This is a genomic window from Hoeflea ulvae, assembly GCF_026619435.1.
Classification (GTDB): Bacteria; Pseudomonadota; Alphaproteobacteria; order Rhizobiales; family Rhizobiaceae; genus Hoeflea; species Hoeflea ulvae.
The window spans coordinates 2,539,683-2,552,401 of the sequence record NZ_JAOVZQ010000001.1 but is presented as its reverse complement, the minus strand read 5'-3'; the positions used below and the strand labels follow the sequence as shown (position 1 = coordinate 2,552,401).

General features: G+C 61.5%; 16 protein-coding genes. 3 read left to right on the top strand and 13 right to left on the bottom strand.

The features are described 5' to 3' along the window. Positions 1-20: 20 nt before the first annotated feature. Positions 21-467 carry an MAPEG family protein gene (locus OEG82_RS12145; RefSeq protein WP_267612696.1) on the bottom strand — a complete coding sequence of 149 codons (447 nt, stop codon included), beginning with the start codon at positions 465-467 and terminating at the stop codon, positions 21-23. Positions 468-481: 14 nt separating this feature from the next. After that, positions 482-799, bottom strand: a complete 318-nt coding sequence (locus OEG82_RS12140) for a hypothetical protein (RefSeq protein ID WP_267612695.1) — start codon at positions 797-799, stop codon at positions 482-484. A gap of 113 nt (positions 800-912) precedes the next feature. Here OEG82_RS12140 and OEG82_RS12135 point away from each other — a divergent pair, with 113 nt between their 5' ends. Then, positions 913-1,509, top strand: coding sequence for a TetR/AcrR family transcriptional regulator (locus tag OEG82_RS12135; RefSeq protein ID WP_267612694.1), 597 nt, complete (start codon positions 913-915; stop codon positions 1,507-1,509). Positions 1,510-1,566: 57 nt separating this feature from the next. Here the strand turns inward: OEG82_RS12135 and OEG82_RS12130 are convergent, their stop codons facing one another. From OEG82_RS12130 to OEG82_RS12100, 7 genes are all read right to left on the bottom strand, one after another. Further along, positions 1,567-2,355, bottom strand: a complete 789-nt coding sequence (locus OEG82_RS12130; RefSeq protein ID WP_267612693.1) for an ATP12 family chaperone protein — start codon at positions 2,353-2,355, stop codon at positions 1,567-1,569. Between the two features lie 17 nt (positions 2,356-2,372). Further along, positions 2,373-3,020 carry an HAD-IA family hydrolase gene (locus OEG82_RS12125; protein WP_267612692.1) on the bottom strand — a complete coding sequence of 216 codons (648 nt, stop codon included), beginning with the start codon at positions 3,018-3,020 and terminating at the stop codon, positions 2,373-2,375. Then, a complete protein-coding gene (locus OEG82_RS12120; RefSeq protein WP_267612691.1) occupies positions 3,017-4,006 on the bottom strand; it encodes an RluA family pseudouridine synthase in 990 nt (329 codons plus the stop codon). Before OEG82_RS12120 ends, OEG82_RS12125 begins: the two co-directional genes overlap by 4 nt. 26 nt (positions 4,007-4,032) lie before the next feature. Next, positions 4,033-4,407, bottom strand: a complete 375-nt coding sequence (crcB, locus tag OEG82_RS12115) for a fluoride efflux transporter CrcB (RefSeq protein ID WP_267612690.1) — start codon at positions 4,405-4,407, stop codon at positions 4,033-4,035. Between the two features lie 103 nt (positions 4,408-4,510). Next, positions 4,511-5,059 carry a flavodoxin domain-containing protein gene (locus OEG82_RS12110; RefSeq protein ID WP_267612689.1) on the bottom strand — a complete coding sequence of 183 codons (549 nt, stop codon included), beginning with the start codon at positions 5,057-5,059 and terminating at the stop codon, positions 4,511-4,513. Between the two features lie 136 nt (positions 5,060-5,195). Beyond that, positions 5,196-6,509, bottom strand: a complete 1,314-nt coding sequence (locus OEG82_RS12105) for a replication-associated recombination protein A (protein WP_267612688.1) — start codon at positions 6,507-6,509, stop codon at positions 5,196-5,198. A 4-nt stretch (positions 6,510-6,513) separates the two neighbouring features. Then, positions 6,514-8,043: a DegQ family serine endoprotease gene (locus OEG82_RS12100; RefSeq protein WP_267612687.1), complete on the bottom strand. Its 1,530-nt coding sequence runs from the start codon at positions 8,041-8,043 to the stop codon at positions 6,514-6,516. A 258-nt stretch (positions 8,044-8,301) separates the two neighbouring features. On the opposite strand from OEG82_RS12100, the gene msrP reads away from it, so the two are divergent. Both msrP and msrQ read left to right on the top strand, forming a co-directional pair. Next, positions 8,302-9,255 (top strand): protein-methionine-sulfoxide reductase catalytic subunit MsrP, encoded by a 954-nt coding sequence (gene msrP / locus OEG82_RS12095; protein ID WP_267612686.1) that lies wholly within the window; start codon positions 8,302-8,304, stop codon positions 9,253-9,255. 2 nt (positions 9,256-9,257) lie between these two features. Further along, complete coding sequence (gene msrQ / locus OEG82_RS12090) at positions 9,258-9,917, top strand: protein-methionine-sulfoxide reductase heme-binding subunit MsrQ (protein ID WP_267612685.1); 660 nt, start codon at positions 9,258-9,260, stop codon at positions 9,915-9,917. Positions 9,918-10,044: 127 nt separating this feature from the next. Here the strand turns inward: msrQ and rplQ are convergent, their stop codons facing one another. The 4 genes from rplQ to rpsM form a co-directional block, all read right to left on the bottom strand. Beyond that, on the bottom strand, positions 10,045-10,473 hold the full coding sequence (gene rplQ / locus OEG82_RS12085) for a 50S ribosomal protein L17 (protein WP_267612684.1): 429 nt from the start codon (positions 10,471-10,473) through the stop codon (positions 10,045-10,047). A 45-nt stretch (positions 10,474-10,518) separates the two neighbouring features. Further along, on the bottom strand, positions 10,519-11,529 hold the full coding sequence (locus OEG82_RS12080) for a DNA-directed RNA polymerase subunit alpha (RefSeq protein ID WP_267612683.1): 1,011 nt from the start codon (positions 11,527-11,529) through the stop codon (positions 10,519-10,521). A gap of 107 nt (positions 11,530-11,636) precedes the next feature. After that, the gene (rpsK, locus tag OEG82_RS12075; RefSeq protein WP_047030232.1) at positions 11,637-12,026 is read right to left on the bottom strand and encodes a 30S ribosomal protein S11; all 390 of its coding nucleotides are present in this window, start codon (positions 12,024-12,026) and stop codon (positions 11,637-11,639) included. Positions 12,027-12,171: 145 nt separating this feature from the next. Continuing rightward, positions 12,172-12,540 (bottom strand): 30S ribosomal protein S13, encoded by a 369-nt coding sequence (rpsM, locus tag OEG82_RS12070; protein WP_267612682.1) that lies wholly within the window; start codon positions 12,538-12,540, stop codon positions 12,172-12,174. Positions 12,541-12,719 lie beyond the last annotated feature (179 nt).

Below are 12,719 nucleotides of genomic sequence, written 5' to 3'. Positions count from 1 at the left end.
GGGAGTGAGGCTGCAACACCTCACCCGGCAAGCAAGGCGTGGATCGCGGTACCCGCCAATACGAGATTGGCAGCCAGCCCGCCTACATGGCACTGCGTGCGCAAGCCGCCTGCAACCTTGCCAATGCCGCTGTAATAGACAACCCAGAAACCTGTCCTGAAGGCGAGGTGGAGGACCGCCAGCCAATTGACCAGTGTCGGCGATGCGCCGGCAACAATTGCCACCAGCAGCGCCATGGCAAAGGCCGGAAAGCTTTCGGTCGAATTGGCATAGGTCCGCATGGCGCGAAAGCTCAGTTTCGAATGATCATGCCTGAGCGGCATGCCCGGCGTCTGTTCATTGTTGAGAAACGCCAGCGGCGCGGTCATGAGGTTCTGAACCAGAATCATGACCGTCAGCACCGCCAGAACCACGAATGACACCCGGTAGCCGTCCAGATAGGGTGCTGCGTCAAAAAGCGATGTCATGATCTGCCCTTCCCTCACATGGCCAGTTGCATGTCTTCGGCGATCTCGATGGTGCCGCCAGCATTGATGTGCGGGCAGGCGCGGGCGAGATCGATCGCCGTTTCCATGGTGTTGGCCTGGATAATGGTTATGCCGGAAAACGGGTTGGACCCACCGCCCTCTTCCACACCGGCTGCGCTTATGGTTCTGGAGGGGCCGACAGCCATTCCCGGATCAACCAGGGCGTCGCCAAGCCCCTCAACCCATTGCTTCCAGGCGACCATGTGACTGGCGCCGTCTTCCGCGGTCTCAAATTGCGGATTGCCGTGATAAACGAGGGCGAATTTTTTCATCTGCGTGTCTCCCTTGGATGTGGTGGTCCGGGATTTATGACCGAGATCTAAATATGATAAAGAACATATTTTGATCCTTTGCTACAAGCTGCCAAGTCCCGTGGAGAGAGCCCTTGTCCTACAGCGCCGAGCACAAGCAGAAGACCCGCAGCAGAATCGTCGAATCCGCCCGTATCCTGTTCAACCGGCACGGATTCCAGAATGTCACAATCGACATGGTGATGGCCGAGGCGGGCCTGACCAGGGGTGGTTTTTACAACCACTTCAAGACCAAGGAATCCCTGTTCAACGCCGCGGTCTCAAGCTTTCTTATGGGCCGGGGTGCGCAATGGCGCATGGACGCCGGCATTGATCCGACCAATATCACCGTCGAATCGGCGCGGCAGATGGTGGATGCCTATCTGTCGAACAAGCATCTCGATGACCTCGACGGCCAGTGCCCGATGATTGCGCTGCCCTCGGACGTGGCGCGATCGAGCCGAGAGGTGCAGAAAGCCTTCCAGGACCTGCTTACAGCGATGGTCTGGTTGTTCGAGTGCAGCATCGCGGACCGGGGCGAAAACACGCGGCAGGACGCCTTGTCGCTTGCGGCACTTTGCGTGGGCGGCATGGTGCTGGCGCGCACGCTGCCGGAATCGGATCTGGCGGAGGAAATCCGGGCAGCGGCGCACGCCACGGCCACGGAAATGACCCGGCCCGGGACACATTGACATGCGCATGCAACGGCTAAGCCATTCGGACAGGCTCGAGGCTGCCGCCCCGCCGGATCAGGTCTTGCAGGCAGACAGGATGAGTGCGGCGGCTTCGAAATCGATCAGCCGCTTGGCGCGACGCGCGGCGGCTTCGTGATCCTCGCCCCATTGGGAGATGTTGAAGTCCTCGTCGACATGGGCGGCCGCCCAGATCTCGGCCGGCTCGGCCTTGCCCTCGGCAAGCGCCAAAGCCAGCACCAGCGAGCCGGTGATGGTGGTGATGGTGTGAAGTGCCGTGAGCTGCAGCGGCTTCGCATAACGGCGCAGCAGCACCGCAATGGCGCGAATGGCTTCGGCCGGCTGTTCAACATGAATGATGCCCTCGGCCAGCACCAGCCGCGCGCCCTGGCTTGCCGCCCAGTCAAGATGCGGGTCCCAGTGCTCGGCTTCGCGCGCCACCAGCGCTTCCGGCCCATCGGCGCGGTAGCACAGCAGATCGGACCCGGCATAGCGCAGGATATCCTCGAACACCGCTTCCTGGGCCGTCGAAACCGCATCGATCGCGGTATTGATCATCCGGGTCAGAGGCATCGTTGCCGGGTCAATCTTGTCGGTCTGCGCTTCCCATTCCGCCGCCAGAGCTGCGGCCAGATCGGCATCGGCAACGGCAAGCTCCTGCCGGGACGGCGTGCGCACGGGCTTTCCGTCGAGCGCCACGGCAAAACCGCCGTCGGCGGCGGGGATGACTGAAGCCTGCTTGTAAAATCGCTTGGGCAGGACCTTTTTCAGGCCCGCCTGGATTTCCCGGACCGGATCGGAGGGGCTGGCGTCTCCCAGATCGAGATCACTCAGAATATCGGACATGACCATGTCTCCTGTCGTTAGATAAGGGTGGCAATTTCACCGGCGGTGGTGACCACATGTCCGGCGCCCGATGCCGTGAGCGCATCCACGGGACCATAGCCCCAGGACACGCCGATGGCGCGCGCACCGGCATTGACCGCCATCTGCATGTCATAGACCGCGTCACCGATCACCGTCGTCTGCGCCGGTTCAATTCCTGCGGCCGCACAGCATTCCAGCACCATCGCCGGATGCGGCTTGGAGGGGCAGTCATCGGCGGTGCGGGTGACAAAGAAGGACTGAGTCAAATCGTGATGGGCCAGGATGGCGTCGAGACCGCGGCGGGACTTGCCGGTGACCACGCCGAGAATGACATCATCGCGCGCGGCCAGCGCCTTAATCAGCGGCAGCAAACCGTCATAGGCAGGCTCGAGCAGACCGCCGCTTTGCCGGTAGAGCATGAAATGCTCCTTGTAACGCGCCGTCATCGCGGTGATTTCCGGATCGACGATGCGGTTGAGCATCTGCGCAATGGCGATATCGAGCGTCAGCCCGATGATCGATTTGGTGTGATCCAGACCCGGCCGGACCTGGCCGAAATCCTCGAATGTGCGCTCCATGCAGGCATGGATGACCGCGGCACTGTCAACGATGGTGCCGTCGCAATCAAACAGGGCGAGCTTCATTCGTCAGGCTCCCCGCCGGTGGCCTCGTCAAAGCCGAGCAGGTTCCAGCTCTGCACCATGTGCGGCGGCAATGGCGCGGTGACCGAAAGCCGGCCGCCATCGGGATGCGGCACCGAAATGTGCCGCGCCAGCAGATGCAGGCGCTTCTGGATGCCGCCGGGGAATTCCCAGTTGGGATCGAACTGGTAATATTTCGGATCACCGATGATCGGATGGCCCATATGCAGCGCATGAATGCGCAGCTGGTGGGTGCGGCCGGTATAGGGCTCGAACTCGACCCAGGCGAGGTTCTGGGCGGCCTTGTCGATGATCTTGTAGTAGGACACGGCATGATCAGCGCCCTGCTCACCATGCTTGGCGACGCGCATCCGGTCGCCATCATCAGTGGCTTCCTTGATCAGCCAGGTCGAGATCTTGCCTTCCTTCTCGCGCGGCACGCCGCGGACCAGCGCCCAGTAGGTCTTCTTGGTGGTGCGCTCGCGGAAGGCGGCTGTCAGCGACTGCGCCGCACTGCGGCTGCGGGCCACCACCAGAACGCCGGCGGTATCGCGGTCGAGCCGGTGCACCAGCCGCGGCTTCTCGCCCTTCTTGTTGCGCCAGGCTTCCAGCATTTCGTCCACATTGCGGGTCACGCCGGAGCCGCCCTGCACGGCAAGACCGGCGGGCTTGTTGAACACCAGCACCTTGTCGTCCTCGTGCAACAGCATCTGCCGCAGCACATCGTCGTCGGCGCGGTTCTTGATGGTGTTGGCGGTCAGCGGACCGGTGGGCTTTTCGTCGACATCCATCGGCGGCACCCGCACGGTCTCGCCGGCATGTACCCTGCGGTCGGTCTTGACCCGGCCACCGTCGACGCGGATCTGTCCGGATCTCAGCAGCTTTTGCAGCTGGGCAAAACCGAGACCCGGAAAATGTGTCTTGAACCAGCGATCGAGCCGCATGCCCGATTCTTCAGGATCAACCTGTATGAGCTGTACGCCCGCCATATCGATTATCTCTTTAACTTGCGTGATTACAGCTGGCGCGCCAACAAAAGCCCGCCAAACAACGCCAAGATGGAAACTGTGACGCTGGCAATCACATAGGCTGCCGCCGCCGTCAACGCACCGCGCTCGTAAAGCGACACTGCATCGAGCGAAAAGGCAGAAAAGGTGGTAAAACCACCCAAAAAACCGGTTGCCAGCAGCAATCGCAAATCCGCGTCACCCGATGATCGGCGAGCGAGCCAGGCAATCAGCAGGCCCATGGCCAGCGACCCGATGATGTTGACCACCATCGTGCCCCAGGGAAATCCGGGCCCGGACAGGCGCATCACCGCCATCCCGGAAAGATGCCGGGACACGGCGCCCAGGCCACCACCGAGAAAAACAAGCACGAGAGCGTTCATGGCGTCTGCTTAGCTCAAAACAAAGGCGCAATAAAGCTTTCGGCGCCGCGCACCGGAGATTTCAGCAGATACACCTTTCATGCCTTGCAGGCTCAGTGCCGCCTCAGGCTCTTGCCGCAAGCGCCACATCATCGGCAAACTCGCCGATGAAGCGGTCGAGCGCGTCCCAGTCGGTGAATTCATGATCGCGGCTGGTATCGACCGGGCCGCCCTCAGATGCTGCAATCTGGCGCATCAGCATGCGCTTGAAGAAATCATATTCGAGAAATTTCAGCGCACCGGCGGCGTGATGAACCCGGTTCATGTGAAAGCCGGTCTTCTTTTCGAGCTTGGCCGGCAAACCTTCGGCCTCGGCCCTGTCGTCGGCATCCTTGCTGCAAATGGCGAGCGTGACCGAGACGAATGCGGTCGGGACATCGGCCAGCGCCGCTTTCCAGTCGATCAGGAACTGCACAACCGAGTCAGGATAGCGCCCGATGTGAATCGGTGCACATAGCAGCACGCCGTCGAAGCGGCCCGGAATTGCAAATCCGGGCTCCCTGATATCGGCCAGCACCACGCCCTGCCCCAGCGACTCGAGCTGTGCTGCGGCATGCTCGGCAATCTTGCGGGTTTGGCCTTCAACCGTGGCGTATAGAACCAGAACGGTCATCGCACGTCCTCCTTGATCATCTCAAGCCGACTATGCCTCTCACACGGTGTCGCCCGCATTGACCAAGGTCAAGCCGCGACGGATTTCAGCTGAGGGTGTCGGGACTATCTGCAATGGCACAGCGGGCGTGCGAGCCCTACCCCTTGCCGCCGCGTTCTTTTCTCAGCCGGGACCAGAAATCCAGCCGTTTGCGGATGTCGCGTTCGAAGCCGCGTTCGACCGGATCGTAAAATGTCTTGCGGCCCATGGCTTCGGGGAAATAGTCCTGTCCGGAAAAGGCATCGGGCTGGTCGTGGTCGTAGCGGTAGCCCTCATTGTAGCCCTCGGCCTTCATCAGCTTGGTCGGCGCATTGAGGATGTGCTTGGGCGGCAGCAGCGAGCCGCCCTCCTTGGCGGCGCGCATGGCCGCCTTGTAGGCGGTGTAGACCGAATTGGATTTGGGCGCCGTGGCGAGATAGACGCAGGCCTGGGCCAGCGCCAGTTCGCCCTCGGGCGAGCCGAGAAAATCATAGGCCTCCTTGGCGGCATTGGCGATCACCAATGCCTGCGGATCGGCCATGGCGATTTCTTCCGAGGCCATGCGGACCAGTCTGCGGCACAAGAACAGCGGATCTTCACCGGCGTCGAGCATGCGGCAGAGGTAATAGAGTGCCGCGTCGGGATCGGAGCCTCGGATCGATTTGTGCAGGGCGGAAATCAGGTTGTAGTGTCCGTCCTGGCCTTTGTCATAGACCGGTGCCCGGCGCTGGACGATCCTGACCAGCGCCTCGGTGTCAAAAATCTCGCCGTCGCGGGCGCCGCGCCAGACCTCCTCGGCCAGTGTCAGCACCGCACGGCCATCGCCATCGGCCATCCTGAGCAGGCTCAGCCGGGCATTCTCATCGAGCGGCAAGGGTTTGCCGGTGTCTTCCTCGGCGCGGACAAGCAAGCTTTCGAGGCTTTCCTCGTCATGGGACTTGAAGGTCAGCACCCGGGCGCGCGACAAGAGCGCGGCGTTGAGTTCAAAGGACGGGTTCTCAGTGGTGGCGCCGACCAGCACGATTGTGCCGTCCTCCATCACCGGCAGGAAACTGTCCTGCTGGGCCCGGTTGAAGCGGTGGATCTCGTCGACGAACAACAGGGTCTGCCGCCCGCCCATGCGCCGCGCGCGGGCGGATTCGAACACCTTTTTCAGATCGGCAACGCCCGAAAAGATTGCCGATATCTGGTCGAATGCCAGATCGGTCTCGCCGGCCAGCAAGCGCGCCACGGTGGTCTTGCCGGTGCCCGGAGGCCCCCAGAAGATCATTGAGCCGAGACTGCCCGAGGCGATCATGCGGGTGATCGCGCCATCCTCGCCGGTGAGATGCGGCTGGCCGGTGACTTCGGCCAGGGTGGCCGGCCGCAGGCGGTCGGCAAGCGGACGGCGCCCGCTATTGGCCGCGTCGGGAGTGGCGAACAGATCACTCATGGCTTCACCTTATGATCTGACGGATGCGCTGGCCGCCGCGTACAATTTCAAACCGCCAGAACCGGGCGCCGCGATCCAGTGTCTGTTCGAGAATATCGACATTGGCAATGTCTACGCCATTGATCTCGGCGATCAGATCGCCGGGGCGGAAACCGTAGCGCCCGGCCAGCGAGTTGCCCGGTACCTCGGTGATAATGACGCCGTCAATCGATGGCGGCAGCCGCAGTTGTTCGGCAATGCGCGGCGTGATGTTGGAAACAATAGCGCCCGAAAACGGGTTCTTGCCCTGCAGCTGGCGGCGGTCGCGCGGGTCATCTTCCGGCGGGGCCTGCAGCGTTATCTCAACGGTCTTGCGCCCCTTGCGGCTGAGCACGTCCAGTTCCGCCACAGCACCGACGCCGGTGGTGGCAAGGCGGTAGCCCAGAGCATCGGGATGCTCGATCGGTTGGCCGTTGAAACCGACGATGATATCGCCGGCGCGCAGGCCGGACTTGCCCGCCGGGCCATCCTCGGCGACATCAGTCACCAGTGCGCCGGTGGCGCGTTCGAGGCCGAGCGCTTCGGCAATGTCGGGCGTCACGTTTTCGAAGGTGGCGCCGATATAGGGGCGCTCGAACACGTCGCCGCCGGATTCGGCGGTCTGGGCGACGGCGCGCACCAGATTTGCGGGAATGGCGAAGCCGATGCCGTTGGAGCCGCCGGACCGGCTGAAGATGGCGGTGTTGATTCCGATCAGATTTCCATTCATGTCGATCAGCGCACCACCGGAATTGCCGGGATTGATCGCCGCGTCGGTCTGAATGAAAAAGCCGAAATCGGAGATGCCGACCCGGTTACGCGCCAGCGCCGAGACGATGCCGCTGGTTACCGTCTGACCGACACCAAAGGGATTGCCGATGGCGAGCACGATGTCGCCGACCTCGATGGCGTCGGTGTCGCCGAATTCAATCGCCGGGAACGGGCCCTCGCCTTCGATCTGCAGGATGGCGAGATCGAAGCGCTCATCCTTGAGCAGGATCCGGCTGTTGAATTCGCGGCCGTCGGTCAGTGCCACCCGGATATCGTCGGCATCCTTGATGACGTGGTTGTTGGTAACGACAATGCCGCGGCTTTCAATGATGACGCCCGAACCGAGCGAGGACTGCCGTTCAGTGCGGTTGGGCATCTGCTGGCCGAAAAAACGCTCGAAGAACGGATCCCCCGCAAAAGGCGACACGCTGCGCTGGACCCGGCGGTCGGCATAGACATTGACCACAGCTGGTGCGGTGGCTTTGACCAGCGGGGAAAAGGATTGCATCATGTCGGCCTGCGACCGTGGCGGCGCGCGGCGTATCACCGGCTCCGGCGCGGCCGTGCCGGTTGTCGCCTCATCCGGCTTGTCCCCGTCATTTCCAAGGACGCCGCGGAAGATATTGCCGATCGTGTCGGTCACGGACTGCTCGGCCCCGGACTGGACCGGACCGAACGAGGTCAGGGCGACAACAGCCAAAAGCACAAGCGGCAATGCGCGTCGGCGCGAACGATCTGGAATCATGACGGGAATCCTCAGTGATTTGAGCAGTATGACCTTAATGACCCGGTAAAGTCACCATGAGTTTGGCCGCTTGCTGGCAGCGCCGGCGCACGGGGGAGGCAATCGCAACCGCAGTCCGTTTGCCGGGCTCGAGACCCTGCGATCACCCGGTCTACACGAAAACGTGGTCGGGCAAATGCTTTGCTGTGCTGTTCAAATGTATATCATGGATGAAAATTCAAGCATGCATCGTCCATTGCTTCCAGGGAGCGCCACCCCATGCGGGTTTATCGTCCAACTGCCATCGCCGGTTCCGAGATCACGCCGGAAGCCAGCTATTTCAACAGGCGTGAGATGCTGCGCATGGCGGCGGCCGGCGGCCTCACTCTGGCTGCGCCGTCACTTGCATCGGGTGCCACGCAGGCGGACCTGCAGTTTTCGCCCGGCGGTTACGATCCGGAAGAAGAGATCACGCCGGAAGCGGACGCCACCAGCTACAACAATTTTTATGAATTCGGCACCGGAAAGGCCGACCCGGCTGCCAAGTCCGCAGATTTCAATCCGCGGCCCTGGTCCATCATGGTCGACGGTCTGGTCAACAAACCGGCCGAATTCGATCTCGACGCGCTGATGGCGCTTGGCCTCGAGGAACGCATCTACCGGATGCGCTGCGTCGAGGCCTGGTCGATGGTGATCCCCTGGATCGGCGTGTCCCTCGCCGGCCTGCTCGACAGGGTCGAGCCGCTTGGCAGCGCCAAATATGTCGCCTTCGAAACCATTGTCCGGCCTGACGAGATGCCAGGGCAGCGCGGGCTGTTCCAGCCGCTCAACTGGCCCTATGTCGAAGGCCTGCGGCTCGATGAGGCGCGGCACCCACTGACCATCCTGTCGATGGGCATGTATGGCAAGACCCTGCCCAACCAGAACGGCGCGCCGGTGCGGCTGGTGACGCCGTGGAAATATGGCTTCAAGGGCATCAAGTCGATTGTGCGCATCACGCTGACCGAAGATCAGCCGGCCTCGACCTGGAACCGGCTGGCGCCGGGCGAATACGGATTTTATGCCAACGTCAATCCGGCCGTCGACCACCCGCGCTGGAGCCAGGCCACCGAAAACCGCATCGGCGGCGGCGGCTTCTTTGGCTCCAATGACCGACCGACGCTGCCGTTCAACGGCTATGGCGACGAGGTCGCCGGCCTCTATGCCGGCATGGATCTGAAAGCCAATTTCTGACCATGCCCCTGCCCGCCTTGCCAAAACGGTTTCACGCCGCATCAATCTGGGCGCTCTATGGCCTCGGCCTCCTGCCCGCGGTCTGGACATTCTATCTCGGCGCCACCGGGCAACTGATCGGCAATCCGGTCAAGATATTCGAGCATCTGCTCGGCGAATGGGCCTTGCGGTTCCTGATCCTGACGCTGGCGATCTCGCCGCTGAGGGATCTCGCGGGCATCAACTGGCTGCGCTATCGCCGCGCCCTTGGACTGCTGGCATTCTATTATGTGGCGATGCATTTCCTCGCCTATATGGTGCTCGACAAGCGGCTGGCGCTGGGTGTGATTGTCGAGGACATTTACAAGCGGTGGTTCATCACGATCGGCATGGCGGCATTCGTGGCTCTGGTTCCGCTGGCGCTGACATCGAACCGCTGGTCGATCCACAGACTGGGAACCGGATGGGGAAAGCTGCACCGGCTGATCTACCCGATTGCGGCTGCCGGCGCGCTGCATTTCTGCCTTGCAGTCAAGGTGATCGGGCCGGAGCAACTGATCTATGCCGGGCTGGTGACATTGTTGCTCGGTTGGCGGCTTGTGCGGCCGCGCTACATGGCCTGGAGGCGCTCAAGGCGAGAGATCAAGACCGGATTTGCCCGGACGCAGGCGCAAGCCGAATGAAGGGCTGAAGGGCAGCAATTCGCCGCGCTCCCATGACCCTGCACATTCCCGCTGTCTCGACAGCAAAAGGCCGGGCGCATGAAGCACCCGGCCTTTCAAATTCTGCCAACTGGCTAATCAGAAGCGCTTACGCGGCTTCTTCTTCGGCAGCAACTTCCAGGGCGACGCGGGCGCGGTCCTTGGAACCCCTTGCTTCCGGATCGCGATCGACGAATTCAACAACAGCCATCGGCGCGTTGTCGCCGGTGCGGTAACCGGCCTTCATGATGCGAATATAGCCGCCGTGACGCGTGGCGTAACGTGTGGCGATCGTGTCGAACAGCTTGCGAACAACTTCGTTGTCGCGGATCTGCGAGATCGCCTGGCGGCGGGCATGCAGATCACCGCGCTTGCCGAGGGTGACAAGCTTTTCAACGATCGGGCGGATTTCCTTGGCTTTCGGCAAGGTTGTCACGATTTGCTCATGTTCGATGAGCGAAGCCGCCATGTTGGCGAACATCGCCTTGCGGTGGCTAGAAGTGCGGTTCAGCTTGCGACCTGAATTTCCGTGGCGCATGGCTAGTCTCCTTCACATGCAGGCGCACGCCTGCCGTTTGACGGTTTAATACTGGTCTTCGTAACGCTTGGCGAGATCTTCGATGTTTTCCGGCGGCCAGGATGGAACTTCCATACCCAGATGCAGGCCCATGGAAGCCAAGACTTCCTTGATCTCGTTGAGTGATTTGCGGCCAAAGTTCGGAGTCCGGAGCATTTCGGCTTCGGTCTTCTGAATCAGGTCGCCGATATAGACGATGTTGTCGTTCTTCAGGCAGTTTGCCGAGCGGACCGAAAGCTCCAATTCGTCGACCTTCTTGAGAAGCGAAGGATTGAATGCGAGTTCGGCGACCGTTTCCTCGTGAACTTCCTTCTGCGGCTCGTCGAAGTTGACGAACACACCGAGCTGGTCCTGAAGAATGCGGGCTGCATAGGCAACAGCATCCTCGCCGCTGACCGAACCATCGGTTTCGATGTTCAGCGTCAGCTTGTCGTAATCGAGAACCTGTCCTTCGCGGGTGTTTTCCACCTTGTAGGAGCACTTCTTGACCGGCGAATAGAGGCTGTCGACCGGAATCAGGCCGATCGGCGCATCTTCTGCACGATTGCGGTCTGCAGGCACATAGCCCTTGCCGTTGTTGACGGTGAATTCCATGCGGATTTCAGCGCCCTCATCGAGCGTGCACAAGGCATGCTCCGGGTTGAGGATTTCAATGTCGCCCACGGTCTGGATGTCGCCTGCACGGACCACACCGGGACCCTGCTTGCGGACAACCATGCGCTTGGCTTCGTCGCCTTCCATGCGGATGGCGATTTCCTTGATGTTGAGGATGATGTCGGTGACATCTTCCCGAACGCCCGGGATCGAAGAGAATTCATGCAGCACGCCGTCGATCTGCACTGCGGTGACGGCAGCGCCACGCAGTGAGGACAGAAGGACGCGACGCAGGGCATTGCCCAGTGTCAGGCCGAAACCGCGCTCGAGCGGTTCAGCAACGACGGACGCCTTGGTGCGGCCGGAGATGTTGAACTCGACCTTGCTCGGCTTGATCAATTCCTGCCAGTTTTTCTGAATCATATCTGCTGCCTTCCTGTTGCCGCACCATCCAATCGTGACGGCCAAGTGAGAAGAGGATCAGACGGGCGCAGGCAAAGCCCGACCCGTCGAAAAATTTGGAACCTGTACTAGACGCGACGCTTCTTGCGCGGGCGGCAGCCATTGTGCGGGATCGGGGTCACATCACGGATGGAAGTGATGGTGAAACCGGCGGCCTGCAGAGCGCGAAGTGCCGATTCACGACCCGAACCGGGACCGCAAACTTCAACTTCCAGCGTCTTCATGCCGTGATCCTGCGCCTTCTTGGCAGCATCTTCAGCAGCCATCTGGGCTGCGAACGGGGTCGACTTGCGCGAGCCCTTGAAACCCTTGGCACCGGCTGACGACCAGGAGATCGTGTTGCCCTGCGCGTCGGTGATGGTGATCATCGTGTTGTTGAATGTCGAGCTGACATGGGCAACGCCCGACGAGATGTTCTTGCGTTCGCGCCGTTTGACGCGTGCGACTTCCTTGGCCATTGTTTATCCTTTCGAGATATCAGCACCGCCGTAGCACCAGCGGCTCCACCGGAATTCACCGGACCCGAGGCGAAAACATCGACACGCCGGTCATCAGACCGAACGTGGCAAGGCTGTCGCCGCCGGGTCAGGCTCGTTCCACTAATTACTTCTTCTTGCCGGCAATCGCCCGTGCAGGCCCCTTGCGGGTGCGTGCATTGGTGTGGGTCCGCTGACCGCGCACCGGCAGGCCGCGACGATGGCGCAGACCGCGGTAGCAGCCCAGGTCCATCAGACGCTTGATGTTCATCGAATTCTCGCGGCGCAGATCGCCTTCAACCTGATAGTCGCGGTCGATGGTTTCGCGGATCTGCAGCACTTCGGAATCGGTCAACTGGTTGACGCGGCGATCCAGGGGAATGCCGGCCTTTTCAACGATCTCGGCGGCGAACTTCTGGCCGATGCCGTGAATGTAGGTCAGCGCGATGATCACGCGCTTGTTTGTCGGAATGTTTACGCCTGCTATGCGGGCCATGTGCTTCTCCATGTGGGCCGGTCGCGCCGGCGGGTTATCATTGACCCGCGTCCGGTGGAGGCCGGCCCTTGCGGGGTAGTCCAGTCCAACTCCGCCCGGCCAACCGGCCGATCGGAGCCTATTCTCAAGCTCGGTCCCGGCACACTTAAAAGCGACCAGAGCCGAGTCCCTCAGTTTCA